Consider the following 24,172-nt stretch of genomic DNA (forward strand, 5'->3'; position numbering starts at 1 on the left):
GGTCATTCGAACTTCTGCGAAAGGTGTGAGCGTCCGCCCATGGGCGAGCCCCCTAGTACCCGGTCCGTTCCCCTGCCCGCTCCACGCGAGCGCGCGTCACTCCCCGTCCTGGCCGATCATGGGACGGAGGTGACCCGATGACCGAAGTGCTTCTGCTCGCCGCCGCAGTGCTGCTCTCGCTGGCCTGTGGCGCTTTCGTCGCGGCGGAGTTCTCGCTCACCACCGTCCAGCGCGGCGACCTCGAGCTCGCCGCCGAGCGGGGTGAGCGCGGCGCCGTCGGCGCCCTCAAGGCCGCCAGGAACCTGACCTTCCAGCTGTCCGGCGCCCAGCTCGGCATCACCGTCACCAATCTGGTCGTCGGCATGCTCGCCGAGTCGTCCATCGCCAAGCTCATCGCCGGTCCGCTCGAAGCGATCGGCATCCCGGCCTCGGCGTCGACGTCGGTCGCGCTGGTGCTCGGGACCGCCCTGTCGACCGTGTTCCTCATGGTCGTCGGCGAGCTGGTGCCGAAGAACTGGGCGATCTCCTCGCCGCTGGCCGTCGCCAAGCGGGTGGCGACGCCGCAGCGCTGGTTCAGCGCCGCGTTCCGCCCGTTCATCACGCATCTGAACAACACCGCGAACCGTCTTGTACGCCGCTTCGGCATCGAGCCGACCGAGGAGCTTGCCTCCGCGCGCGGACCGCAGGAGCTGATGGCGCTCGCCCGGCATTCCGCGAAGGAGGGCGCCCTCGAGGCGGACACCGCGGAGCTGTTCGTCCGCACCCTCAACCTGGCGGACCTGACCGCGGAGAACGTGATGACGCCCCGCGTCCAGGTCATGGCCCTCGATGTGCAGGCCACCTGCGAGGACGTGGCGAACGCGACCCGGGCGACCGGTCTGTCCCGCTTCCCCGTCTACCGCGGCAGCCTCGACTCCGTCGTGGGCGTCGCGCACATCAAGGACGTCCTGGCGGTGCCCGCCGAGCAGCGGGCCCGCAAGCGCGTGTCCGATTTGCTGCGCGAGCCGCTGCTCGTCCCCGAGACGCTGACCGTGGACCGGTTGCTCGACCGGCTTTCCGGCAAGCGCACCATGGCCGTCGTCATCGACGAGTACGGCGGCACCGCCGGTGTCGCCACCCTCGAGGACATCGTCGAGGAGGTCGTCGGTGAGGTCCGCGACGAGCACGACCCGCACGAGACGCCCGACATCGCCGCCGCGGGCACCGACGAGGAGGGCCGCACGCTCTACTCGGCCGACGGGGCCGCGCGCACCGACCGGCTCGCGCGCGTGGGACTGCGGGTGCCGGACGGGCCCTACGAGACGCTGGCCGGGCTCATCGCCGCCGAGCTGGGGCGGATCCCGGACGTCGGTGACAGCGTCGAGGTCGCCGGCTGGCGGCTCGACGTCGTGGACGCGCACGGCCACCGCGCCGCCCGCGTCCTGCTGCACGCGCCGGCCGACCGCACCACCGAGCGGGAGGACGCCCGATGACCGCCATCCAGTTGCTGATCGGCCTGGCGACTCTCGTCGTCAACGCGTTCTTCGTCGGCGCCGAGTTCGCGCTGATCTCGGTGCGCCGCAGCCAGATCGAGCCGTACGCCGAGAACGGCGACCGGCGGGCGCGCAGCGTCCTGTGGGGCCTGAAGCACGTGTCGGCCCTGCTCGCCGCGGCGCAGCTCGGCATCACGCTGTGCACGCTGGTGCTGGGCATCGTCGCCGAGCCGGCCATCGCGCACCTCCTGGAGCCGCTGTTCGACGCGGCCGGGGTGCCGCACGGCCTGGTCCACCCGATCTCGTTCGTGATCGCGCTGGCCGTGGCGACGTATCTGCACATGCTGCTCGGCGAGATGGTGCCGAAGAACATCGCGCTCGCCGAGCCGGTGCGTTCGGCGCTGTTGCTCGGCCCGCCGCTGGTGGCTCTGGCGCGGGCCCTTCGCCCGGTCATCTTCACGGTGAACGCCTTCGCGAACACACTGCTCAAGCTGTTGCGCGTGGAGGTCAAGGACGAGGTGACGGCGACGTTCTCGGACGACGAGCTGGCCCGTATGGTCAAGGACTCCTCCGAGGCCGGCCTGATCGACGACCGGGCGCAGGAGCGGCTGCACGACGCCCTCGAACTGGGGCGTCGCCCCATCAAGGACGTCGTCCTGCCCCTGGAGAAGGTGGTCTACGCGCGCGTGGGCGTCACGCCCGAGCAGCTGGAGCACCTGTCCGCGGAGTCCGGGTTCTCACGGTTCCCGGTCGTGGACGAGGGGCGGCGCATCGTCGGCTACCTCCATGTGAAGGACGCGCTGGACGCGATGCCGCGCGATCTGCCGTTCCGGGTGCCGGACATGCGCTCCATCGCGCGCGTGCGGGAGACGACGCCGCTGGACGACGTCCTCACTGCGATGCGCGGCAGTCGTACGCATGTGGCGGCGGTCCTCGGCGCGGACGGCCGGCTCGCCGGCATGGTGACCATGGAGGACGTCCTGCGAGAGCTGTTCGGTCAGCCTGTGTGAGGCACCCGCCCGTGTGAGGTGACAACCCGTATGAGGCACCCGCCCGTATGAGGTGACAACCCGTGTGAGGTGACCGCCCGTGTGAGGTGACCGCGGGCCGGCTACAGAGCCGGTCCGCGGGCGTGGGTGTGCGGCCCGCTCTGTGTGGGTGTCTCCAGGACGCCCGGGCCGCGCGCGCCGACGCCCGCCGTGCCGACCGCGGTGAGGACCGCGAGCACGGTGGCGAGACCGGCGGTGCCGAGCGCCGCGGCCCAGTCGACGTCGAGCAGGTTCGTCGCCCCGGCGACGAGGACGGCGGCCAGGGCCTGGGCGAAGGTCCTGATGGCGCGTTCGGCGGTGGCCTTCCAGAAAGAAGCGGTCCACATGGTGTACTCCCCCGTGCTGCGGTGGTGCTGCGTGTGTTCTTGGCATACCGCCGCCGGGGGCCGCTGCCCAGACCTGCCGCGCGGGCGCCGGGCGGCCGGGATACGATTCCTGGCGCCATGCAGATGAATGCCAAATACACCAGTCTCGTCGCGGTCGGCGACTCCTTCACCGAGGGCATGTCGGACCTGATGCCCGACGGTTCCTACCGCGGCTGGGCCGACCTGCTGGCCGCCCGCATGGCGGCGCGCAGCCCCGGCTTCCGGTACGCGAACCTCGCCGTGCGCGGCAAGCTCATCCAGCAGATCGTCGACGAGCAGGTCGACGTGGCCGCCGCCATGAAGGCCGACGTGGTGACCCTCGTGGGCGGTCTCAACGACACCCTGCGGCCCAAGTGCGACATGGTCCGGGTCCGGGACCTCCTCACGGAGGCCGTCGAGAAGCTCGCCCCGTCCTGCGAGCGGCTCGTCCTGATGCGCAGCCCCGGGCGCGACGGTCCGGTGATGCAGCGCTTCCGGCCCCGCATGGAGGAGCTGTACACCTGCATCGACGAGCTCGCGGTACGGCACGACGCGCTGGTCGTCGACCTGTACGGGGTGCCCGTCCTGGGCGACCAGCGGATGTGGGACGTGGACCGGCTGCACCCGACGGCGGAGGGCCACCGGCGGATCGCCGAGGCGGTGTGGCAGGCCCTCGGCCACGACGCCGAGTCGGACTGGCGCACGCCGCTGGCGGCCGCGGTGCCGCCGGGCTGGGTGGCACGGCGCGTGGCCGACGCCCGTTTCGCCAAGCAGCATCTGATGCCGTGGATCGGGCGCCGGCTGACCGGGCGCTCGTCCGGCGACGGACGACCGCCCAAGCGCCCCGACCTGGCTCCCTGGGAGCAGGACTAGATCCCCCGCGTCCTGAACACGGGGACGCTCTCAGGCACGTACGAGCGGGGTGTCCACCAGGTGCTCCGCGAGGAACCATGCCTGGCGCTCGCCGGTCCTGATCACCTGCGAGACCAGTACGTCGTTGGTGCCGTCGTCCCCCAGCTCCGCGGTGCGGGCGGCGGCGTCATGGGCGTCGACGAGGATCGCCTCGTGGGCTTCGAGCAGCCGTGACAGCATCGCCGGGACCTCCTCCACGCCGTCCGGGGGCCGCGGGATCGAGGTGACCTCGGCGACGTGCCGGGGGTCGCCGATCGCGACGCCGCCCAGGGACTGGACGCGTTCGGCGAGGGTGTCGACGAGTTCGAGCTGTTCCCCGGCGTGCTTGTCCAGGACGATGTGCAGCTGGTAGAAGGTGGCGCCGCGCATCAGCCAGTGGTGCTTCTTGTAGAGGCCGTAGAGGATCTGCGTGTCCGCCAGGACCCTGTTCAGGCGCTGGCACGCGTACATCCGGGCCTCGTAGGACAGGCCGACGGGGAACTGCTTGACGGTTCCGAACTCCTGGATGACCTCGCCCTTCTGGTGCAGCCACGGCTGACTGCCGTGCGCGGGCTGGGAGTTGCTGGTCATGATCCGCCTCCTGTGGTGCTGTGTGCTGACTGCACCGGTGACGCTAGGCGGCCTCGGCGAAGGCGAGTTGTCGTCGAGCGCATGGGCAGATGCCTGCCAGTGCACTGTCACTCGAACGCCGTGCGCCGACCCTCTTGCGGGCACTGTGCGCTGTCAGGTCACATGTGGTGCACCAGCAGGCAATTCGGCCGGCTCCTTCCCCTCTAGCTTTGCGGCATCGCCCGCCGGACTGTCCGGTGGGCGACGCAATCGCTGAGGAGTCAGTCATGTCGGATGTCGTGCAGCCGGTCGAGCCCGTCGTACCGGTACTGGAGCCGGCGGCGGCCGCGTTCGCGGAGGCCACGTCCCGTTCCCCGTTCCTGTTCGAGCTGGCGCCCGCCGAGGGGCGCAAGGCGGTCGACGAGGTGCAGTCAGGACCGGTGGAGCTGCCGGAGGTCGACGAGGAGTGGGTGACGGTCCAGGGCGGCCCCACGGGCAGTGTGCGGGCCCGGATCGTGCGGCCCGCGGGCGTCACCGGAACGCTTCCGGTGATCTTCTACATCCACGGCGCGGGCTGGGTCTTCGGCAACGCGCACACCCATGACCGGCTGGTGCGCGAGCTGGCGGTGGGTGTCGGCGCCGCCGTGGTGTTCCCGGAGTACGACCTCTCGCCGGAGGCCCGCTACCCGGTGGCCATCGAGCAGAACTACGCGGTGGCCCGCTGGGTCGTCACCGAGGGCGCCTCGCACGCCCTGGACGGCCGGCGCCTCGCGGTGGCCGGCGACTCGGTGGGCGGCAACATGAGCGCCGCCCTGACGCTGATGGCCAAGGAGCGCGGCGATGTCGCCCTGCTGGGTCAGGTGCTGTTCTACCCGGTCACCGACGCGAGCTTCGACACGGGCTCCTACCGCCAGTTCGCGGAGGGCTACTTCCTGCGCCGGGACGGCATGCAGTGGTTCTGGGACCAGTACACGACGGACGAGAGCGAACGCGCGCAGATCACCGCGTCGCCGCTGCGGGCGAGCACCGAGCAGCTGGCCGGGCTGCCGCCGGCCCTGGTCATCACCGGTGAGGCCGATGTGCTGCGCGACGAGGGCGAGGCGTACGCGAACAAGCTGCGCCAGGCTGGGGTCCCGGTCACCGCGGTCCGGTTCCAGGGCATCATCCACGACTTCGTGATGCTCAACGCCCTGCGTGACACGCACGCCGCCGAGGCGGCCATCGCGCTCGCCGTCAGCACGCTGCGCACCACCCTCGACGCGCGCTGACGCGCCGCCCGTTCCGTCTCTTTCCATTTCAGGTTCCATTTCAGGAGAAGCACGCATCATGGCCGCTGAAGCCACCCCCACCGTCGTCCTCGTGCACGGCGCCTTCGCCGACGCCGCCAGCTGGTCCGGCGTCATCACCGAGCTGCAGAACCACGGCGTGCCCGTGGTCGCACCGCCCAACCCGCTGCGCGGTCTGGCCTCCGACTCCGCGTACATCGCCTCCGTCGCCGCCCAGATCGAGGGCCCCGTCGTCCTCGTGGGCCACTCCTACGGTGGCGCGCTCATCACCGTCGCCGGCACCACGGAGAACGTCGTCGGACTCGTCTACGTCGCTGCCTACGTCCTCGAAGAGGGCGAGAGCCTCGGCGAACTGCAGGGCCGCTTCCCGCTCTCGCCGCTCGTCAGCAACCTGAAGGAGGCGACGTACCCCGTCGCCGGCGCGGCACCCGCGACCGAGGTCACCATCGCCCCCGAGGCGTTCCCGGCGATCTTCGCGGCGGACGTGCCCGCCGCCGTCACCAAGGTCCTTGCGGTGGCCCAACGGCCGCTGGCCGCCGCCGCGTTCGAGGAGAAGGCCACGGCCGCCGCCTGGCACACCAAGCCGGCCTGGGCCCTCGTCGCCGGCGGTGACCAGGCCATCAACCCCGAGGTCGAGCGCTTCGGCGCCGAGCGTGCGGGCGCGACCGTCGTCGAACTCGACGGCGCCTCGCACGCCGTCGCCGTCTCCCGCCCCAAGGACGTCGCCGACCTCATCCTCGGCGCCGTCCGCGCCACCGGCTGACCGCCGGGTCGTGCGGACCCGCTTCCTCGCGGGTCCGCACGGCCGGTCCCGCTCACGGAGTGGCCGCGGTACGCGAACTGCGCCACTCCCGCGGGGAGATGCCGTAGGCGCCACGGAACACCCGGCTGAAGTGGGCCGGATTGACGAACCCCCACCGCTGCGCCACGGACGACACGGACGGCATTCCCCGTCCCCCGCGGGCCAGTTCACGGGCGCACTCCTCCAGTCGGCGGCGCTGGACAAGCCGGCCGACGGTGATGCCCTCGTCCTCGAAGATCCGGTGGAGGTAGCGAACGGAGATGTGGTGCGCCTTCGCGATATCCTCGGGCGACAGGGCCGGATCCGCCAAATTCCGGTCGATGTGGTCGCGGATACGCGTCACCAGGTGGCCGCGCGAGCTGCCCGCCCCTGCCCCCGCGTCCCGGGCCCTCTCGGCCACCAGGACGGCGACGAGATCGACGACGCTGGAGGCCAGCCGACCCGCGAGGCCCGGGGAGTACGCGTCCGCGGAGTCGACCAGCGTGGTCAGGAAGGGCCGCAGGACCGCCCCGCAGCCGTCCCCGGTGCCGATCACGGTTCCGGTGACGCGGTTCAGGTCCTCGTCGGGGAGGCCGAGAGCGCGGCGGGGGATGTGCACGAGCCGGGTGGCGAACCGCTCCGGGTACTCCAGGAAGCAGGGACGCGCGGTGTCGTACACGAAGAGGTCGCCGGGCTCCGCGATGGCCCTTCGGCCGTCCTGGGTCAGGGTGGTCCGGCCCGACATCTGGACGCCGATCACCACGAACCGCTCGGCGGAGCGTGCGATGTGCGACGCCGTGCGGCCGGCCCGGTGCGCGTCCGCCTCCATGGCGCAGACCCCGAGGAATCCCACCTGCGCGGTGGTGATGCGGCCGGTGAACGGGCCCTCGCCGCTCCGTGTGACGCTCATGGGCACCCGGGCCCTGGTCAGCGCGGTACGCCAGTAGTCGAGCCGCTCGTTCTCGGACACCGCGTCAGTGGTCAGCACCGGGTTCATCCGGCTCTCCTCTCCCTGCACACCCAAGGCGGAGAGCTCGGATCCGCAGCGCACATGGATCCGGGCCGGGGTCGGTGCCTGGGTCCTGCACGGATGTCCCGGCGGCAACGTCGACGCCCGGTTTTCTCCGCCATGTCCAGACAAGCAGTGAGCTGTGCCGTACTCCAGGCAGGAAGCAGGCAGAAATACTGCCGGACCGCGGGAACCGTGTCGGTGGCCGGGCCGACTGTGGCCAGGCCCCTACTGCGGCTGCGCCATCTCGGCGAGGTGGCGCCGGGAGTCCGTGAGGGCCTGTGGAGCGGCGTCCGGGCCGAGGGCGAGACAGCGGGCGAAGGCCTCGCGCGCTGGTGCCTCCTGCCCGGCGGAGAGCAGCAGGCGGCCGAGACGGACGAGTTCGCTGCTCTCCTGCGTGGTGTTGCCGGCGTCGCGCCAGAGGTCCGCCGCGATACGGCGCTGCTCGACGGCGTCCTCCCACTTCTCCAGTTGGGTGAGGCCGTGCGCGATGCCGGAGTGCAGCCCGGACCGCACGAAGTCCCCGATGTTCGGGGCGATGCGATCGCCCGCCGCGTCCAGGAATTCGAGCGTGCTGCGGAACGTCGCCAGGGCCGCTTCGACCTGGCCGGCCTCCGACAACGTGAGGGCGTGTCCGTGCTGGGCGTTGAGGCTGCCGTGCAGATCGCCGGCGGCTTCGAAGAGACGGCCGGCCCGCTCCAGGTGGTCGACGGCCGCCGCGTACTCCTTCAGCTTGCGCAGCCCCCAGGCGCTGTAGAAGTGGGCCCACGCCTCCTGGGTGACGTCGCCCGCTCGCTCGGCGGCGGCCAGCGCCTCGGCGGACCTCTCGAGGCTGTCGTGGAAGCGGCCCTCGCACAGGAGGAGGGCCCAGGCGTGGTAGTTGAGCTGCGTCGCTTCGAGGAGCGGGTCGTCCAGAGCCCGGGCGGCTCGCACGGCGGCGCCGAAGACCTCCGGCCAGTGCCCCCAGAAGATCCAGTGGTCGGAGAACCAGTGCAGCGCCTCGGCGACCTCCACCACCCGGGCGTGCTCGCCGGCCGCCGCTGCGGCGTGCAGGGCGGCCAGCCAGTTGGTGCCTTCGGTCTTCAGCCACTGAAGCGCCTTGTCGGCGGAGGACAGATCGACCGTCCCCTGCCAGTCGGCGGGAGGTGCGCCATGACCGGGTTCGAACCAGCGGCCCGCCACCACGGTCGTCTCGAGCAGCCAGCGGTACAGGTCGGCGCGGGCCCGGTGAATGTCCTCGGCGCTCTCCTCGGCCGCCAGCCGCGTCCGGGCGAACAGGCACACCAGGTCGTGCAGGCGGTAGCGCTCCAGGTCGGTGCCGAGCAGCCCGACCTCCACCAGCTCCTCCAGGGTGTCCTCCGCGTCGTACAGCCGCTGACCGGTCAGCCGGGCGGCGGCGGGAGCGCTGGTGTCCGCGCCCGGGACGAGGGAGAGGCGCCGGAACAGACGGGCGGCCGTCGGTGTGAGCTGCCGGTAGGACAGGTCGAAGGCGGCGGAGACGCGCAGGTCACCGGCGGCCAGCGCGTCCAGGCGCCGCTCGTCGTGCGCGAGCCGGTCGGCGAGGCGGCGCAGCGACCAGCCGGTGCGGGTGGCCAGCCAGTTACCCGCCACCCGCAGGGCCAGCGGGAGATGCCCGCAGCGGTACGCGACGTCGGCGAGGGCCGCAGGGTCGGCCGCGGCACGCTCCTCCCCGACCAGGGTGGTCAGGAACGCGGCGGCCTCCGCGGGGCTCAGTTCGCCCAGCTGGAGCCGGTGCACGCTCTCCAGGCCGGTGAGCATGCGCCGGCTCGTCACGACGACCATCCCGGTCCCGGCGCTCGGCAGCAGCGGACGTACCTGCGCCTCGTCGCGGGCGTTGTCCAGGACCAGCAGGACCCGGCGGTCGGCCAGCGTCTGCCGGTACAACCCGGGGCGCCCCTGCGGTCCGGCCTTCGCGAGGTCCCGGTCGGCCACCTGGAACGCCTTGAGCACGCTGAGCATGAGCTCGTCGGAAGCGGGCGGCTCGTCGTCCATGCCGCGCAGGTCGAGGACCAGCTGCCCGTCCGGGAAGTGGTCCGCGAGGTTGCGGGCTGCGTGCAGCGCGAGCGTGGTCTTGCCCGTGCCCGGCGGCCCGGAGACGGCGACCGTCGCCGGGTGTCCGGCCGAACCGTCCTGGGTGGTGTCCCTGGCGAGCGCGACGAGCTCCGCGAGCTCGCGCTCCCGGCCCACGAAGTCGTCGATGCCGCGGGGGAAGGTCCGCACCCCCGCCGGGTCGTAGCCGGCGCTGCGCCCGCTGCGGGCGACGGCCAGCAGCCGCTCCCGCTCCGCCTCGTTCAGCCGCAGTCCGTCCGCGAGGGCGGCCACCGTGCGCCGCTGCGGAGCGGCCCGCCGCCCCCGTTCGAGATCGCCGATGCCCCGTACGCTGACGCCCGACGCCTCCGCCAGACCTTCCAGGGTCAGCGACGCCGCGAGCCGCAGTTCCCGCAGCGCAGCTCCGAACGCTCCGCGCCCCTCGCTCACCTGCCCGCTCCTTCCCGCCCGCCCTTGCCACCCCCCGGCGTGCCCTCCCGGATTTTACGAGAGGTCGGGAGCGCCCCGGGCCGTCGCGGGTGGTGGCCTCCACCGATCGGCTCTGACCTGGAGGTTCCTACATCTCCGGGATGGTTCGGAGCCTGTAGGGACGCCCGGTAAACTCCGTACACGTGACTGCGCCTGCCAAGCCCCGTATCCCGAACGTTCTCGCCGGACGCTATGCCTCCACCGAGCTCGCCACCCTCTGGTCGCCGGAGGAGAAGGTGAAGCTGGAGCGCCGGCTCTGGCTCGCCGTGCTGAAGGCCCAGAAGGACCTCGGGATCGAGGTGCCGGACGCCGCGATCGCCGACTACGAGCGGGTGCTCGACCAGGTCGACCTCGCGTCGATCGCCGAGCGCGAGAAGGTCACGCGGCACGACGTGAAGGCCCGGATCGAGGAGTTCAACGCACTCGCCGGGCACGAGCAGGTCCACAAGGGCATGACGTCCCGCGACCTGACGGAGAACGTGGAGCAGCTGCAGATCCGGCTCTCCCTCGAACTGGTCCGCGACCGCACCGTGGCCGTCCTCGCCCGGCTGGCGAAGCTGGCCGGCGAGTACGGCGAGCTGGTCATGGCGGGCCGCTCGCACAACGTGGCCGCGCAGGCGACCACGCTCGGCAAGCGCTTCGCGACCGCCACCGACGAGCTGCTCGTCGCGTACGGCCGGGTCGAGGAGCTGCTGAACCGCTACCCGCTGCGCGGCATCAAGGGCCCGGTCGGCACCGCGCAGGACATGCTGGACCTGCTCGGCGGAGATGCGGACAAGCTCGCGGACCTGGAGCAGCGGATCGCCGCGCACCTGGGCTTCTCGCAGGCGTTCACGTCGGTCGGCCAGGTCTACCCGCGCTCGCTCGACTACGAGGTCGTCACCGCCCTGGTGCAGCTGGCCGGGGCGCCCTCCTCGACCGCCAAGACGATCCGGCTGATGGCCGGGCACGAGCTGGTCACCGAGGGGTTCAAGCCGGGCCAGGTCGGCTCGTCGGCGATGCCGCACAAGATGAACACCCGCTCCTGCGAGCGTGTGAACGGCCTGATGGTGATCCTGCGCGGCTACGCGTCGATGACCGGCGAGCTGGCGGGCGACCAGTGGAACGAGGGCGACGTGTCCTGCTCGGTGGTGCGCCGGGTCGCGCTGCCCGACGCGTTCTTCGCGCTCGACGGTCTTCTGGAGACGTTCCTGACGGTGCTCGACGAGTTCGGCGCGTTCCCCGCCGTCGTCGCCCGTGAGCTGGACCGCTACCTGCCGTTCCTCGCCACGACGAAGGTGCTCATGGCATCGGTGCGCGCGGGCGTGGGCCGCGAGGAGGCCCACGAGGCCATCAAGGAGAACGCGGTGGCGTCCGCCCTCGCCATGCGTGAGCAGGGCGCCGAGCGCAACGAGCTGCTCGACAAGCTCGCCGCCGACGCGCGCATCCCGCTGGACCGGGCGCAGCTCGACGAGCTGATGGCGGACAAGCTGTCGTTCACGGGCGCGGCCGCCGGTCAGGTGGCGCAGATCGTGGCGCGCGTCGAGGAGATCGTGAAGCAGCACCCGGAGGCCGCCGGTTACACGCCCGGGGCGATCCTCTGACCCGGCCGACCCCCGCGGAGTTGGAGGCCGCTCGTGACCGTCTGGTGCCGGACGTCGTCGCGAGCGGCCTCTCCGTACTGTTCTGCGGCATCAACCCGGGCCTGATGACGGCGGCGACCGGGCATCACTTCGCCCGGCCGGGCAACCGGTTCTGGCCCGTGCTGCATCTGTCCGGCTTCACACCGCGGCAGCTGCTGCCCGCCGAGCAGGAGGAACTGCTGTCGTACGGGCTCGGCATCACGAACGTCGTCGCGCGGGCCACCGCGCGGGCCGATGAGCTGAGCACCGAGGAGTACCTGGAGGGCGGGCGTCTCCTGGCGGAGAAGGTCGCCCGGTTGCGGCCCCGGTGGCTCGCGGTGGTGGGCGTGACCGCGTACCGCTCGGCCTTCCAGGAGCCCAAGGCGCGCATCGGGCCGCAGGAGCGGACGATCGGCGGCGCCCGGGTCTGGGCGCTGCCCAACCCCAGCGGCCTGAACGCGCATTGGACGGCTCGGACGATGGCGGAGGAGTTCGCCCGGCTGCGCGCCGCCGCGTCCTCCTCCCCCTCCTCCGACGACGACGCCGCCGCCGCCGGTCAGTAGGTCAGTAGGTCAGTAGGTCAGTAGTAGGTCAGTAGGTCAGTAGCTCTACGGCTTGCGGGCCACGGCTCCGAACTGGGCGACCAGGGGTGCCTCCTCCGTGTCCTCGGCGCGCCAGCGGGCGCAGGAGACGAGCCCGGGCTCCAGGATCTCCAGTCCGTCGAGGAACGCCGCGACCTCGGCGCCGGTGCGCGCGGTGATCGGGGGCGTCGCGTTCTCGTTCCAGAACTTCATCGCCTCCGCGTTGCCCTCCCCGCCCAGCTCGAGGGTCGGGTGGGTCAGGACGACGTAGCTGCCCGAGGGGATCGCGTCGACGAGACGGCGCACGATGGAGGTGGCCTTCTCGGTGTCGACGACGAAGTTCAGGATGCCGAGGAGCATGACCGCGACGGGCCGGTCGAAGTCGAGGGTCCCGGACGCGGCTTCGACGATCGCCTGCGGGTCGTGCGCGTCGGCGTCCACGTACTGGGTGGCGCCCTCGGCGGAGCTGGTGAGCAGCGCGCGGGCGTGGGTGAGCACGATCGGGTCGTTGTCGACGTAGACGATACGGGCGTCGGGGGCGATGCGCTGGGCGACCTCGTGCGTGTTGTTCACCGTCGGCAGGCCCGTACCGATGTCGAGGAACTGGCGGATGCCCGCCTCACCGGCGAGGAAGCCGACGGCGCGGCCCAGGAAGGCGCGGTCGGCGCGGGCGACCTCGCCGATGCTCGGATACATGGACGTGACCATGGAGCCGACCTGCTCGTCCACCTCGTAGTGGTCCTTGCCGCCCAGCCAGTAGTTCCACACACGGGCGTTGTGCGCGATGTGGCTGGAGATCCGCTCCCCCGGCTGCTGCGCGCTGTCGTCGCTCATGTGCTCTCCTTCGTGCGGTGTGCGGCGGTGGTGTGGGCCCGGGCCGGGCTCAAGATCCCATGGTGGCACGGCAGTTCCGCACACGCGTGCCATGAGCGGGTCACGGAGCGGCGACATCCGTGATCACAGCAGGGCTCACGGCGGGGCGACGTCCGCGACCACGGCAAGGGTCACGGAGGGGCGACGTCCGTGACCACGGCAAGAGTCACGGCGGGGCGACATCCGTGACCACGGCGAGGAGCTGGTACGGCTGCTCGTCGCCCTGGTGGGAGACGGCGAGGGCCACCCATCGCTCGCCGACGCTCCACAGATGGAGGTCCTGGGCGCAGGCGCTGAGCCAGCCCCAGGGCTCGGGTATGGACTCGCCGTGCTCGAGCGCGCGGGTGTGCACGCTCCACAGGCTCAGTCGGTAGGGCTCGCCCCAGCGCGCGGTGAGCAGCGCGGACAGCCCGTCCCGGTCGGCGTCCGCCTGGGCCTCCGCCAGGTCGCGCACGCCGCTCCGCTCGGTCAACTCGGCCATGACGAACCCGGGTCCGCCCCAGCCCGCGGCCGATCTGCCGTGGTCGGCCGGGAAGGGGCCGGTCCACAGCAGGTCGATCGTCGCGAGCTGCTCCGCGATGTTCATGCCTCCAGTAAAGCGGCCGCCACTGACAACGGGCCGACTGACCGTCAGGCGTCCCTGCGGCGCACCGTCCACCAGCCGGCGAGGACGGCGGTCGCGGCCCACAGCGCGGTCACGGCGAGCCCCGCCCAGGGGCCCAGGGAGCCCACGGGGTCCTGGCGCAGCACTTGTTGGCCGGCGCGGTCGGGCAGGAAGTCGGCGCCCGCCCCGGCGAGATCCCCGACGACGAAGGACACGATCAGCAGGAACGGGACGAGGATGCTCAACACCAGGACGGCGCTGCGCAGTACGGCGGTGAGTCCTGCCGCGAGCAGCGTCATCAGCGCGAGGTACACGCCACCGCCGAGGCAGGCCCGCAGCACGCCCGGGTCGCCCAGGGCGAGCGCGTCGGGCCCCATGAACGCCTGTCCGGCGAGGAACGCGGTGAAGGTCGTGGCCGTGCCGACGGCGAGGCCGCAGCCGCCGATCACCCCCATCTTCGCTCCGTAGAAGAGCGTTCGGCGGGGCACGGCGGCGAGGGACACCCGCAGGGCGCCGTTGAGGTACTCCCCGGAGACGGAGGTGGCGCCGAAGGCGAGGGCCGCGATCTGGCCGAAGTTGAGGGCGTAGAAGGCGCCGAAGAGGGGGTCCTCACCGTTGTCGGCCTCGGCGCGGCCGACGGTGGCGAAGACGAGGGTCGTGATCGCGACGGTGGCCGCGAAGACGGCGAGGAGTGAGCCGAGGGTGCCGCGCAGCGACCTGATCTTGATCCACTCGGAGTGCAGTACGGCGGTGGTGGACACGGTCAGGCCTCCTGGAAAGGGGTGGTGGTGAACTCGGTCTCCGCCGCGGTCAGAGCGAGGTAGGCCTGCTCCAACGAGGCCTGTTCGTCGGTGAGTTCGAGAACGGGGATGCTGTCGGCCGCTGCGAGTGCGCCGATGTCGGCGGCGGTGGCTCCCGTCACGGTGCAGCGCCCGTCACCGGTGACCGTGACCGTGTGGCCCGCGCGCGTGAGTGCGGCCCGCAGCCGGTCGGGCTCGGTGGTGCGTACCCGGGCGCGGCGGGTGCTGTTGGCGGCGATGAAGTCCGGCATCGAGGTGTCGGCCAGCAGCCGTCCGCGGCCCAGGACGACGAGGTGGTCGGCGAAGGTCGCGGTCTCGTTCATGAGGTGGCTGGAGACCAGGACGGTGCGTCCCGCGCGTGCGAGGTCGCGCATCAACTCGCGGATCCAGACGATGCCTTCGGGGTCGAGCCCGTTGGACGGCTCGTCGAGCAGGACCACGGCGGGGTCGCCGAGCAGGGCCGCCGCGATGCCGAGGCGCTGGCGCATCCCGAGCGAGTACGTCCGCACGCGCCGCCCGGCCACCGCGGCGATGCCCGCCTGTTCCAGCACCTCGTCGACGCGGCGCGCGGGGATGCGGTTGGCGGTGGCGAGCACCCGGAGGTGGTCGCGCGCGGTGCGGGCGCCGTGGGCGGCCTGCGGGTCGAGCAACGCTCCTACTTGGCGCAGCGGTTCGTCGTACGTCGCATACGGGCGGCCCCCGATGAGCGCGCTTCCGGAGGTGGGGCGGTCGAGGCCGAGGGCGAGGCGCAGGGTGGTGGACTTGCCGGCGCCGTTCGGCCCGAGGAACCCGGTGACGCGGCCGGGCCCGACCCGGAAGGTCAGCCGGTCCACGGCGCGCTTGATGCCGTACTCCTTGGTGAGGTCCTGGACGTCGATGCTGGTCATGGCAGCAGCCTGGCCCGCCGATGGGGCTGTGGGCCTCCCCCGCCGGTGGGGATCGTCTCCCTCGCACGGGGGAGCCGCCGGCGCCGGTGCGGCTGGCACGATGGCCGCATGCCCCGCCTCCTGCGCCCGCTCACGCGTGCCGTCACGTACACCCGCTGGCTGCATCTGCTGTGTGCCTCGGTGTTCGCCTTCGTGTGCGGCGCGGTCTACCCGGGGCTGTCCTCGCCTTCCGTGCAGGAATGGGCGCTCGTCTACGTCCTTCCCGTACCGCTGCTCGTCCTGCTGGCGATGGTGCCGGGGGTCCGGCGTGCGGAGGGGTTGCAGGCGCGGCTCATGCTGTTTCCCGGCGGGCACGCGCGCGTGGCGGGCGACGGCGCGGAGGGCCGTGTCTCGGTCGCCCCGTCGGCCTCGTGGCGGGACCGGGGCAGGACGGCGGTGTGGCTGGTGCTGCGGCTGTTCCTGGGGCTCTCCGTCGCGCTGGCGACAGGTCAGTTGATGCCGTTGGTGCTGGAGTTGCTGGGCGCCGCCGCCGGACAGCCGGTGGGCACGGTGTCACCGCTGCCGCTGCCCGCACAGGGTTGGTGGTGCGCGCTGCTCATCCCGGTCGCCCTGCTCGCCCTGCTGTACGTGGTGGAGGGGGCGGGACTGCTGATGGCGCGGGCCGCCCTGCTGTTGCTCGGTCCGTCCGCGGCCGAGCGCCTGGCCGCCCTGGAGGAGCGCACCGAGCGGCTGCTGGAGCGCAATCGCATCGCGCGGGAACTGCACGACTCCATCGGCCATGCGCTGACGGTCGCGGTGGTTCAGGCGGGCGCGGCGCGGGCGGCGGGCGATCCGGCGTTCACCGACCGGGCCCTCGACGCCATCGAGGAGACCGGCAGGGCGGCCCTGGAGGACCTGGAGCGGGTCCTGGTGGTGCTGCGGGAGGCGGAGCAGCCGGTGAGCTCCCGGCCCACGCTGCGGGACGCGGAGCGGCTGCTGGACTCGGCGCGGGCCTCGGGCGCGACGGTGGACGTGACCGTTGAGGGCCCGCTGGAGACGCTGCCCGGCCCCGTCTCCCGGGAGGGCTACCGGATCCTTCAGGAAGGGCTCACGAACGTCCTGCGGCACTGCGGCACCGTTCGCGTCCGCGTGGCCCTCGTCGTCGCCGACGGCCGGCTGAGCCTGGACGTGCGCACTGACCTGCCTACAGGCGCGGCGTCCGCAACCGGCGGTACGGGCAGTGGGCTGCGCGGGATGCGGGAGCGGGCCGCGCTGCTGGGCGGGCGTGCCCGCACCGGACCGGTCGGCGACGAGTGGCAGGTGCATGTCGACCTGCCCGTGGCGTGAGCCTGGACGGGCCCTAGGCTGGCCGGGTGCCGCTCACCGTGCTCCTCGTAGACGACGAACCGCTGGTCCGCGCCGGTCTGCGGGCCGTCCTGGACGCGCAGCCGGACATCGAGGTGGTGGGCGAGGCCGCCGACGGCGCGGCGGTGATCCCCCTGGTGCGCACGCTGCGCCCCGATGTCGTCGCCATGGACGTACGGATGCCGCTGCTCGACGGGATCGAGGCCACGCGCGCTGTGTTGCGTGCCGTGCCGCGGCCGCCGAAGATCCTCGTCATCACCACCTTCGAGAACGACGAGTACGTGTACGGGGCGCTGCGCGCGGGCGCCGACGGGTTTCTGCTGAAGCGGGCGCGGCCCGCCGAGATCGTGCACGCGGTGCGGCTCGTCGCGGCGGGTGACTCGCTCCTCTTTCCGGCGGCCGTGCGCAGACTGGCCGCCGAGTACGGCAACGCGTCGGCGCGCTCGGCGATGGAGCGGGCCGCGCTGACCGAGCGCGAGGCGGCGGTGCTGCGGCGGATGGCGCGGGGCCTGTCGAACGCGGAGATCGCCGCGGATCTCGTCGTCGGTACGGAGACGGTCAAGTCGCATGTCAGCGCCGTGCTCGCCAAGCTCGGGGCCCGCGACCGGACCCAGGCGGTGATCGCCGCCTACGAATCCGGTTTCGTCGCGCCGAACTGAGGCATTCGTGGCCGCCGCGAGGCATGCCCGGGTGAGCGTCCGCCACCACAGAAGTGCACCCGACCCTCGCCGGTACCGGCTGCGGCGAGTACCATCCGGCGAACACGCGCAACTGCTGGGAGGACGGACGTTGGGGCAGCTGACCGGCGGAGATCCCTCTCTGCTCAGGCGGATAAACAGCGCAGTGGTGCTGCACGCGCTGCGCTCGACGGATTTCGCGACGCTCACCGAGATCACCCGGGTGACGGGCCTGTCGCGGCCGACCGTGGAAGGTGTCGTCGAAGGGCTCATCGAGGCCGGGCTCGTCGTGGAGACGACCGTCGAGGAACCGGGCGCCCGGCGCCAGGGACGGCCCGCGCGGAAGTTCCGCTTCCGGGCCGAGGCGGGGCATCTGCTGGGGCTGGAGATCGGGCCGCACCGGGTCGCAGCGGTGCTCTCGGCGCTCGACGGGAGGATGGTCGGCTCGGCGTCCAAGGACGTCGACGAGACCGCGTCGGCGGACGAGCGCATCGAGCGGCTGCGCGGGACGGTCGCGGATCTGCTGCGGCGGGCCGGGGTGGCGCGCAGTTCGCTGCGCGCGGTCGGCGTGGGCAGTCCGGGCATCGTGGAAGCCGACGGCACGGTGCGGCTCGGTACGGCGCTGCCCGGGTGGACCGGACTGCCGCTCGGCGAGCGGCTGCGGCGCTCCTTCAAATGCCCGGTGATCGTGGAGAACGACGCCAACACCGCGGCCGTGGCCGAGCACTGGAAGGGCGCCGGGGTCGACTCCGACGACATGGTGTTCGTGATGGCGGGGCTCAGTCCCGGGGCCGGCGCGCTGATCGGCGGGCGGCTGCACCGGGGGTACGGGGGCGCCGCCGGGGAGATCGGGGCGCTGCATCTGCTGGGCCGTGAGGTGCGGCCGGAGGCGCTGCTCTCGACGACGGGCGAGCCGCTGCATCCGCTGGACGAGCCGGCCGTGGCGAAGGTGTTCGCGCTGGCCCGGCAGGGCGATGAGCGGGCCGGGGCGGCGATGGAGCGGTTCATTCAGCGGCTCGTGCACGATGTCGCCGCGCTGGTGCTGGCGTTGGATCCGGAGCTGGTCGTCGTCGGCGGGTGGGCCGCGGGCCTCGACGGGGTGCTGGATCCGCTGCGGCGCGAGCTCGAACGGTACTGTCTGCGGCCGCCTCGGGTTGCCTTGTCGTTGCTCGGGGAGGCCACGGTTTCCACGGGGGCGCTGCGCTTGGCTCTTGATCATGTGGAGGGGGAGTTGTTCGCCACGGAGGGGGCGGTTTCGGCTCGCCGGTGACCCAAGGCCCTGGGGCCGGGTTCGGTACATCGGCGGCCGACCCGTCGTGGGGGGCTGGTCGCGCAGTTCCCCGCGCCCCTAGCGGGGGCGCCGAAGCGGCTGCCCCCGTGGCGTCGTGGGCGAGCGACCCCTGTATGTGTGGCTGAGCGCGCCGTTCCCCGCGCCCCCCTACAGGGGCGCCTATACAGGTGCCCCTGTGGCGTCGTGCGCGAGCGACCCCCGTACGTGGCTGAGCGCGCCGTTCCCCGCGCCCCTTGCGAGGCGCGGCTTCAGGACGCCTGGGAGTGCGGCGTGTGGTGGATTTCCACGCCTGTCGTGTCGCCGAAGGTGAGGCGGCAGGTGTCCGCTCGGTACGTGGCCTTGGAGACCGCCGCAGTGAGGCCGTCGCTGAAGTAGCGGGTCGTGACGACGAGGACCGGGGCGCCGGGCAGCCGGTCGAGCTCCTTCGCGTCCTCGGCGCGGGCCGAGCCCAGTTCGACCGCACGGTCCTGGCCGTCGAGGCCGAACCGCTGGAGCTCGCGCAGGACGGCACGCGCGCGTGCGGCGCCGGACGGAGCGTCTATGGCGGTCAGGTCGGGCACCGAGGCCGACGGTACGTAGAGCAACTCCGCCGCGACGGGCTGCCCGTGCGAGACGCGCGTACGGCGCAGCACATGCACGGTCTCCCCCGGGTCGGTCCCCAGCATCTCGGCGACCGCGGCCGGCGGCACGTCGGGCGTGCAGTCGACGGCCTGCCACGCGTCCCCGCTGGCGCCCGGCCAGTCCTGGTCGGTGGCGGCGACGGGAACACCCACCCGGGGCGGCGCGACCGTGGTGCCGACGCCCCGGCGGCGCTGTAGCCGTCCTTCGAGTTCGAGCTGCTCCAGGGCCTGGCGGAGGGTGGCTCGGGCGACGCCGAAGCGGGCCGCGAGATCACGCTCGTTCGGCAGGATCTCCCCCACGGCGAACTCGGAGTCGAGCGCGTCGCTGAGCACGGTCTTCAGATGCCAGTACTTCGGCTCCGGTGCCGCTTCCAACTGCGTGGTCCCCACCCTGTCCTCCGCAACAGCCGTGCCCCGGCGGCTTTTTAGCGCCCTTGTTTATTAAAGGTTCCTGCACTATCTCTGCGAGAGTAGGGCCGCCCCCGAACTTGGTCAAGACCAATCCTCGATCGGTTACCGCCCGCACAGGGGCTCTGCCGCAGAGCGTTCATGACGGGCCGCACTCCGTTCACGCCGTGTTCGCACGACACGCGTGAGGGCCCGTCGTCCGCGGCGAACGCGCACGACGGGCCCTCGTGACGCGCTTTCTGCAAAGACGCGACTTCTACAGAAGCGACGGAAGTTTGCCCGGCCCTAAAGGAGCGAATGTAGTTTGTCCGGGTTGCGCACGATGTAGACGTACTGGACCTTGCCGTCGGAGATGCCGAGCTGGAAGACGGAGTCGACCTTGCCCTCGGCGACGACGAGCAGCCCGGGGCCGCCGTTGATCTCCGTGAGACGGAACTCGAACGCCTCGGCGCTCCCCTGTCCCGCGACTCCCGCCAGGAACCGGCCCACCTTGTCGGCGGTCTCGATGACGCGCACGGGCGCCTTCGACTTGCCGCCGCTGTCGCCGACGAGGCGTACGTCCGGGGCGAGCATCGACATCAGGCTTTCGAGGTCGCCCTCGGTCGCGGCGGCGAGGAACCGCTCGGTGAGGTCACGCTGTTGCACCGGGTCGACGTCGAAGCGGGGCCGCCGCTCGTCCACGTGCTTGCGTGCGCGGGCGGCGAGTTGCCGCACCGCCGCCTCGCCGCGCTCCAGCGTGGCCGCGATCTCCGAGAACGGCAGTCCGAACGCCTCCCGCAGGACGAACACGGCGCGTTCCAGCGGGGAGAGCGACTCCAGGACGACGAGGACGGCGAGCGAGACGGAGTCGGCGAGGACGGCCCGCTCGGCGGTGTCGGGGACGGTGGGGCCGAAGTCGGTGACGAGCGGCTCGGGCAGCCAGGGGCCCACGTAGGACTCGCGCCGGGCCTGGGCCTGGCGCAGCCGGTCGACGGCGAGGCGGGTGGTGATGCGCACCAGGTAGGCGCGCGGTTCGCGCACCTCGCCACGGTCGGCCTGGGACCAGCGCAGCCATGCGTCCTGGACCACGTCCTCCGCGTCGGCGACGCGGCCCAGCATGCGGTAGGCCACGCCCATCAGGACGGGGCGGTGCTCTTCGAAGACGTCGATCCCTATGTCGGTGGCCACGCCCCCATCCCAACGGACGAACCCCGCGCTGTCCAGGCGGAAATGACAGCGGCGGCCGCTCCCCTCTTGAACTGGACGCTACTGAGCGGTAATTGTTGCTGACAAGGTGTCTAAGGAACCGTCGAGGCGTGGCGGGGACAGGGAGCGAGCGACATGGCGGCACAGGCGTCCTTCAGCATCGAGAGCCCCGGCGGGCCACGTACGGTGAGCGTCGCGTACGAGCGCGCGGGCGCCGGTGAACCCCTCCTCCTGCTGCACGGCATAGGTCACCACTGGCAGGCCTGGGAGCCGGTGCTGCAGATCCTGGCGGCCGAGCGCGACGTGATCGCCGTGGACCTTCCGGGGTTCGGAACGTCGCCCGCCCTGCCGGAGGGACTCGCGTACGGACTGTCGGGCGTGGTGCCGGTCCTGGACGCGTTCTGCCGCGAGCTGGGGATCGAGCGGCCCCATGTCGCGGGCAACTCGCTGGGCGGGCTGCTCGCCCTGGAGCTGGGCCGCGAGAAGCTCGCCCGGTCCGTGACGGCGCTGTCCCCCGCCGGATTCTGGACCGAGGCCGAGCGGCGCTACGCCTTCGGGACGCTGCTCGCGATGCGGCAGGGCGCACGGACGCTGCCGCTGCCGCTGGTCGAGCGGCTGTCCCGGTCGGCCGCCGGGCGGGCCGCGCTCACCGGCACCATCTACGCGCGGCCCGGTCGCCGTTCACCGGACGCCGTGGTCGCCGAGACGCTGGCGCTGCGCCACGCGACCGGGTTCCGCGAGACGCTCGACGCGGGCCGTGGCGTGCTCTTTCGCGACGACGTCCCCGAGATCCCCGTCACCGTCGCCTGGGGCTCCCGCGACCGGATCCTCGTGCGCCGCCAGGGCGTCCGCGCCAAGCGCGTCCTGCCCGGCGCGCGGCTGGTCAGGCTCCCCGGCTGCGGCCATGTGCCGATGAACGACGACCCGGCGCTCGTGGCCCGCGTCATCCTCGACACCAGCCGGTGACCGACGGCTGAACACACCCGACCCCAGGGCGACGCCGGCCCCCACGAGGGTGCTGCCGACGCCCTGGGCGAGTCCGTAGGCCCCCGAACCGACCAGCGGCGCCGTGCAGGCGGCCGCCACCGGGATGAGCCCGGAGAACAGCGTGGCGCGCTCCGCGCCGATCCGCTGCATGCCCATGTACCAGCACACGAAGCCGATCACGGTGACGATGACGGCCTGCCACACCAGGGCCAGGCCCTCCGCCCCGTCGGGCACGCGCAGCCAGGACGTGCCGTCGACGACGAGGCCCACGACGGCCGCCTCCAGCGCGGCGATCGCGCAGACGACGCACGACAGGAGCCGGGGGCCGAGCGGGCGCAGCACCGGTACCGCGAGGACGGCGAAACCGACCTCGCCCGCGAGGGCGCACACGGAGTAGGCGATACCGACGGCGTCCGTACGTCCCCACCCCTGGACGCTGAAGGCACCGGCCGCCACGAGCAACGCACCGTAGAGCACGATCCGCCTCGGCCGCCGCCCCGCCGCCAGGGGGACCAGGACGGCGACGATCACGGGCGCGCATCCTACGAAGACGCCGGGTACCGCGGGTTCGGCGGTGCGTTCCGCGGCGAGGACCGCGAGGTTGAAGCCGACCATGCCGACGGCCGCGAGCAGGGCGAGGCGTCCCCACTGGCGCGGCTCCAGATGGCGCAGCGGGGCCGCGCCGCCCCGGCCGACCAGCGGCAGGAGCAGCAGGAAGGCGATCCCGTAGCGCAGGAACTGGCCGCCCGCGTACGGATAGTCGCCCAGGACGCTGTTGGCGGTGAAGGAGCCGCCCACCAGGACGCACGCGAGTGCGGCGAGCAGGGAGCCTCTGAGGGATGTGGCTTTCATGGCGTCGACGCTAGGAGGGGTGGTGGTCCGGTTCGAGGTCCACTCAGGGGCCGCTGTCGGAGACCAATTAGGGTCCCTGCGTATGACGTTCTCGTCCGATCCTCCGTCCGCCGCCTGGGAGTTGCTGCTGCCGGCCGCGTCCGCTCCGGCACGCGCGCGTGGACGTACGTTGCAGTCGGCGCTGCGCGAGGCGGTGCGTTCGGGGCGGCTCGCGGCAGGGACGCGGCTGCCTTCGAGCCGGGATCTGGCGGGCGACCTCGGGGTGTCGCGCGGGCTGATCACCGAGGCGTACGAGCAGTTGACCGCTGAGGGCTATCTGCGCAGCGGGCGTGGTTCCGGGACCTGGGTGGGCGAAGCGGTACGGGCTTCGGCACCGGGGGTGCGGGACCTGGCTCCGGGCCCCTCCCCCGATATCCGCGCCGACTTCGTGGCGGGCAGCCCGGACCTGTCGCTGTTCCCGCGCTCCGCGTGGGCGGCGGCGCAGCGCGGTGTGCTCTCCGAACTGCCGCACCCGGCCCTGGGGTACCCGGATCCGCGCGGGCTGCCCCGGCTGCGTACGGCCCTCGCCGAGCTGCTCGCCCGGCGCCGCGGCGTGGTGACGGACCCGGAGCGGATCATCGTCTGTTCCGGGGTGACGCAGGCGGTGACGCTCCTTGCCGTCGTGCTCCACGCGCGTGGGCAGTCCGCCATCGGCGTGGAGCGCCCCGGCAGCCCGCAGTACGAGGAGTTGTTCGCGACGGCCGGGCCGCGGGCGGTGCGGCTGCCGCTGGACGGCGAGGGACTCGACATGACCGCCTTGCGCGCTTCCGGGGTGCGCACGGTGGTCACGACACCCTCGCACCACTTCCCGTCCGGCATCGCGTACTCGGCGTCGCGCAGGGTCCAACTCCTCGACTGGGCACGGCAGATGGACGGGCTCGTCGTGGAGGACGACTACGACGGGGACTTCCGCTACGACCGCGCCGCTGTAGGCGCCCTGCAAGGACTCGACCCGGACCACGTCGCTTATACGGGCTCGGTGAGCAAGTCGCTGGTGCCGGGGCTGCGGCTCGGCTGGCTGGTCGTGCCCGACGCGCTGGCCGACGAGATCGTGGCGCGCAAGCGGTACATGGATCTCGGCAACCCGGCGCTCGACCAGGCGGTACTGGCCCGTTTCATCGAGCGCGGCGACCACGACCGGCACCTGCGGCGCTGCCAGCGCGCCTACAAGGAGCGACGCGACACCCTGGTCGCCGCCCTGGACGCGTACCTTCCCGGCACCGAGGTCTCCGGGATCGCGGCGGGTCTGCACGCGATCGCCACGCTGCCCGGACGCTGCGGCCCGCAGGACACCCTCCTGGCCCGGCTGACGGCGTCCGGAGTGGCCGTCCGCCCGCTGAGCCACTACGGAGGCGACGCGGCCGGCGACCGGGTTCCCCTGGTGCTCGGGTACGCGCATCTGGCGCCGGCCCGCATCACCGAAGGTGTCCGTCTGCTGGCGCGCGCCGCCGCCGGGTAGGGACGCGGTGACACGTGTGCCGCA

The 24,172-nt window shown here is 72.5% G+C and carries 22 protein-coding genes and 1 pseudogene; 12 read left to right on the forward strand and 11 right to left on the reverse strand.

Features of this window, described 5'->3' with window-relative positions:
* The first annotated feature begins 137 nt into the window (after nucleotides 1-137).
* Complete coding sequence (locus tag ABD366_RS37840) at nucleotides 138-1,472, forward strand: hemolysin family protein (RefSeq protein WP_324768427.1); 1,335 nt, start codon at nucleotides 138-140, stop codon at nucleotides 1,470-1,472.
* Nucleotides 1,469-2,482, forward strand: coding sequence for a hemolysin family protein (locus ABD366_RS37845; protein ID WP_324768425.1), 1,014 nt, complete (start codon nucleotides 1,469-1,471; stop codon nucleotides 2,480-2,482). Before ABD366_RS37840 ends, ABD366_RS37845 begins: the two co-directional genes overlap by 4 nt.
* A 101-nt stretch (nucleotides 2,483-2,583) precedes the next feature.
* On the opposite strand, the gene ABD366_RS37850 is transcribed toward ABD366_RS37845, so the two are convergent.
* A complete protein-coding gene (locus tag ABD366_RS37850; RefSeq protein ID WP_324768423.1) occupies nucleotides 2,584-2,847 on the reverse strand; it encodes a holin in 264 nt (87 codons plus the stop codon).
* A 117-nt stretch (nucleotides 2,848-2,964) separates the two neighbouring features.
* On the opposite strand from ABD366_RS37850, the gene ABD366_RS37855 reads away from it, so the two are divergent.
* Entirely contained in the window at nucleotides 2,965-3,738 is a 774-nt protein-coding gene (locus tag ABD366_RS37855) for an SGNH/GDSL hydrolase family protein (RefSeq protein WP_324768421.1), read from the forward strand.
* 30 nt (nucleotides 3,739-3,768) lie between these two features.
* On the opposite strand, the gene ABD366_RS37860 is transcribed toward ABD366_RS37855, so the two are convergent.
* Nucleotides 3,769-4,347 carry a Dps family protein gene (locus ABD366_RS37860; RefSeq protein ID WP_324768420.1) on the reverse strand — a complete coding sequence of 193 codons (579 nt, stop codon included), beginning with the start codon at nucleotides 4,345-4,347 and terminating at the stop codon, nucleotides 3,769-3,771.
* Between the two features lie 266 nt (nucleotides 4,348-4,613).
* Between ABD366_RS37860 and ABD366_RS37865 the strand changes: the two genes are divergently transcribed.
* Nucleotides 4,614-5,594, forward strand: a complete 981-nt coding sequence (locus tag ABD366_RS37865) for an alpha/beta hydrolase (protein WP_324768419.1) — start codon at nucleotides 4,614-4,616, stop codon at nucleotides 5,592-5,594.
* Between the two features lie 58 nt (nucleotides 5,595-5,652).
* Complete coding sequence (locus ABD366_RS37870; RefSeq protein ID WP_324768418.1) at nucleotides 5,653-6,375, forward strand: alpha/beta fold hydrolase; 723 nt, start codon at nucleotides 5,653-5,655, stop codon at nucleotides 6,373-6,375.
* Between the two features lie 52 nt (nucleotides 6,376-6,427).
* Here the strand turns inward: ABD366_RS37870 and ABD366_RS37875 are convergent, their stop codons facing one another.
* Together ABD366_RS37875 and ABD366_RS37880 are read right to left on the reverse strand one after the other, a co-directional pair.
* On the reverse strand, nucleotides 6,428-7,390 hold the full coding sequence (locus tag ABD366_RS37875; protein WP_324770317.1) for an AraC-like ligand-binding domain-containing protein: 963 nt from the start codon (nucleotides 7,388-7,390) through the stop codon (nucleotides 6,428-6,430).
* 240 nt (nucleotides 7,391-7,630) lie between these two features.
* Entirely contained in the window at nucleotides 7,631-9,901 is a 2,271-nt protein-coding gene (locus ABD366_RS37880; RefSeq protein ID WP_324770316.1) for an ATP-binding protein, read from the reverse strand.
* 182 nt (nucleotides 9,902-10,083) lie between these two features.
* Between ABD366_RS37880 and purB the strand changes: the two genes are divergently transcribed.
* Entirely contained in the window at nucleotides 10,084-11,523 is a 1,440-nt protein-coding gene (purB, locus tag ABD366_RS37885) for an adenylosuccinate lyase (RefSeq protein ID WP_324770314.1), read from the forward strand.
* Nucleotides 11,520-12,104, forward strand: a complete 585-nt coding sequence (mug, locus tag ABD366_RS37890) for a G/U mismatch-specific DNA glycosylase (protein WP_344443333.1) — start codon at nucleotides 11,520-11,522, stop codon at nucleotides 12,102-12,104. Before purB ends, mug begins: the two co-directional genes overlap by 4 nt.
* Nucleotides 12,105-12,149: 45 nt before the next feature.
* On the opposite strand, the gene ABD366_RS37895 is transcribed toward mug, so the two are convergent.
* From ABD366_RS37895 to ABD366_RS37910, 4 genes are all read right to left on the reverse strand, one after another.
* A complete protein-coding gene (locus ABD366_RS37895) occupies nucleotides 12,150-12,956 on the reverse strand; it encodes an SAM-dependent methyltransferase (RefSeq protein WP_324770453.1) in 807 nt (268 codons plus the stop codon).
* Between the two features lie 205 nt (nucleotides 12,957-13,161).
* Complete coding sequence (locus tag ABD366_RS37900; RefSeq protein WP_324770452.1) at nucleotides 13,162-13,581, reverse strand: hypothetical protein; 420 nt, start codon at nucleotides 13,579-13,581, stop codon at nucleotides 13,162-13,164.
* Nucleotides 13,582-13,625: 44 nt separating this feature from the next.
* Complete coding sequence (locus ABD366_RS37905) at nucleotides 13,626-14,366, reverse strand: ABC transporter permease (protein WP_324770461.1); 741 nt, start codon at nucleotides 14,364-14,366, stop codon at nucleotides 13,626-13,628.
* Nucleotides 14,363-15,286 carry an ABC transporter ATP-binding protein gene (locus ABD366_RS37910; RefSeq protein WP_324770450.1) on the reverse strand — a complete coding sequence of 308 codons (924 nt, stop codon included), beginning with the start codon at nucleotides 15,284-15,286 and terminating at the stop codon, nucleotides 14,363-14,365. The genes ABD366_RS37905 and ABD366_RS37910 overlap by 4 nt, the downstream gene beginning before the upstream one ends.
* 108 nt (nucleotides 15,287-15,394) lie before the next feature.
* Between ABD366_RS37910 and ABD366_RS37915 the strand changes: the two genes are divergently transcribed.
* The 3 genes from ABD366_RS37915 (at nucleotide 15,395) to ABD366_RS37925 (ending at nucleotide 18,577) form a co-directional block, all read left to right on the forward strand.
* On the forward strand, nucleotides 15,395-16,612 hold the full coding sequence (locus tag ABD366_RS37915) for a sensor histidine kinase (protein WP_324770449.1): 1,218 nt from the start codon (nucleotides 15,395-15,397) through the stop codon (nucleotides 16,610-16,612).
* Between the two features lie 26 nt (nucleotides 16,613-16,638).
* A complete protein-coding gene (locus ABD366_RS37920; protein WP_324770448.1) occupies nucleotides 16,639-17,289 on the forward strand; it encodes a response regulator transcription factor in 651 nt (216 codons plus the stop codon).
* A 130-nt stretch (nucleotides 17,290-17,419) separates the two neighbouring features.
* Nucleotides 17,420-18,577, forward strand: a complete 1,158-nt coding sequence (locus tag ABD366_RS37925) for an ROK family transcriptional regulator (RefSeq protein ID WP_324770447.1) — start codon at nucleotides 17,420-17,422, stop codon at nucleotides 18,575-18,577.
* A 269-nt stretch (nucleotides 18,578-18,846) separates the two neighbouring features.
* On the opposite strand, the gene ABD366_RS37930 is transcribed toward ABD366_RS37925, so the two are convergent.
* Together ABD366_RS37930 and sigJ are read right to left on the reverse strand one after the other, a co-directional pair.
* Nucleotides 18,847-19,608 carry a GntR family transcriptional regulator gene (locus ABD366_RS37930; protein WP_324770445.1) on the reverse strand — a complete coding sequence of 254 codons (762 nt, stop codon included), beginning with the start codon at nucleotides 19,606-19,608 and terminating at the stop codon, nucleotides 18,847-18,849.
* Nucleotides 19,609-19,911: 303 nt separating this feature from the next.
* Complete coding sequence (gene sigJ, locus ABD366_RS37935) at nucleotides 19,912-20,793, reverse strand: RNA polymerase sigma factor SigJ (protein WP_324770443.1); 882 nt, start codon at nucleotides 20,791-20,793, stop codon at nucleotides 19,912-19,914.
* Nucleotides 20,794-20,946: 153 nt separating this feature from the next.
* Here sigJ and ABD366_RS37940 point away from each other — a divergent pair, with 153 nt between their 5' ends.
* Nucleotides 20,947-21,777 (forward strand): alpha/beta fold hydrolase, encoded by an 831-nt coding sequence (locus ABD366_RS37940; RefSeq protein WP_324770442.1) that lies wholly within the window; start codon nucleotides 20,947-20,949, stop codon nucleotides 21,775-21,777.
* Nucleotides 21,778-21,861: 84 nt separating this feature from the next.
* Here ABD366_RS37940 and ABD366_RS37945 read toward each other — a convergent pair.
* Nucleotides 21,862-22,650 (reverse strand): annotated as a pseudogene (locus ABD366_RS37945) (DMT family transporter); the annotation flags it as partial.
* Nucleotides 22,651-22,732: 82 nt separating this feature from the next.
* Here ABD366_RS37945 and pdxR point away from each other — a divergent pair.
* Entirely contained in the window at nucleotides 22,733-24,148 is a 1,416-nt protein-coding gene (gene pdxR / locus ABD366_RS37950; protein ID WP_324770441.1) for a MocR-like pyridoxine biosynthesis transcription factor PdxR, read from the forward strand.
* Nucleotides 24,149-24,172 lie beyond the last annotated feature (24 nt).

It is taken from the genome of Streptomyces kunmingensis, assembly GCF_039533535.1.
Classification (GTDB): domain Bacteria; phylum Actinomycetota; class Actinomycetes; order Streptomycetales; family Streptomycetaceae; genus Streptomyces; species Streptomyces kunmingensis.

Excerpts from the sequence above, each read along its gene's own strand:
- ABD366_RS37840 (WP_324768427.1), top strand. The coding sequence starts at position 138 with ATGACCGAAGTGCTTCTGCTCGCCGCCGCAGTGCTGCTCTCGCTGGCC.
- ABD366_RS37845 (WP_324768425.1), top strand. The coding sequence starts at position 1,469 with ATGACCGCCATCCAGTTGCTGATCGGCCTGGCGACTCTCGTCGTCAAC.
- ABD366_RS37850 (WP_324768423.1), bottom strand. The coding sequence starts at position 2,847 with ATGTGGACCGCTTCTTTCTGGAAGGCCACCGCCGAACGCGCCATCAGG.
- ABD366_RS37855 (WP_324768421.1), top strand. The coding sequence starts at position 2,965 with ATGCAGATGAATGCCAAATACACCAGTCTCGTCGCGGTCGGCGACTCC.
- ABD366_RS37860 (WP_324768420.1), bottom strand. The coding sequence starts at position 4,347 with ATGACCAGCAACTCCCAGCCCGCGCACGGCAGTCAGCCGTGGCTGCAC.
- ABD366_RS37865 (WP_324768419.1), top strand. The coding sequence starts at position 4,614 with ATGTCGGATGTCGTGCAGCCGGTCGAGCCCGTCGTACCGGTACTGGAG.
- ABD366_RS37870 (WP_324768418.1), top strand. The coding sequence starts at position 5,653 with ATGGCCGCTGAAGCCACCCCCACCGTCGTCCTCGTGCACGGCGCCTTC.
- ABD366_RS37875 (WP_324770317.1), bottom strand. The coding sequence starts at position 7,390 with ATGAACCCGGTGCTGACCACTGACGCGGTGTCCGAGAACGAGCGGCTC.
- ABD366_RS37895 (WP_324770453.1), bottom strand. The coding sequence starts at position 12,956 with ATGAGCGACGACAGCGCGCAGCAGCCGGGGGAGCGGATCTCCAGCCAC.
- ABD366_RS37900 (WP_324770452.1), bottom strand. The coding sequence starts at position 13,581 with ATGAACATCGCGGAGCAGCTCGCGACGATCGACCTGCTGTGGACCGGC.
- ABD366_RS37910 (WP_324770450.1), bottom strand. The coding sequence starts at position 15,286 with ATGACCAGCATCGACGTCCAGGACCTCACCAAGGAGTACGGCATCAAG.
- ABD366_RS37915 (WP_324770449.1), top strand. The coding sequence starts at position 15,395 with ATGCCCCGCCTCCTGCGCCCGCTCACGCGTGCCGTCACGTACACCCGC.
- ABD366_RS37940 (WP_324770442.1), top strand. The coding sequence starts at position 20,947 with ATGGCGGCACAGGCGTCCTTCAGCATCGAGAGCCCCGGCGGGCCACGT.
- pdxR (WP_324770441.1), top strand. The coding sequence starts at position 22,733 with ATGACGTTCTCGTCCGATCCTCCGTCCGCCGCCTGGGAGTTGCTGCTG.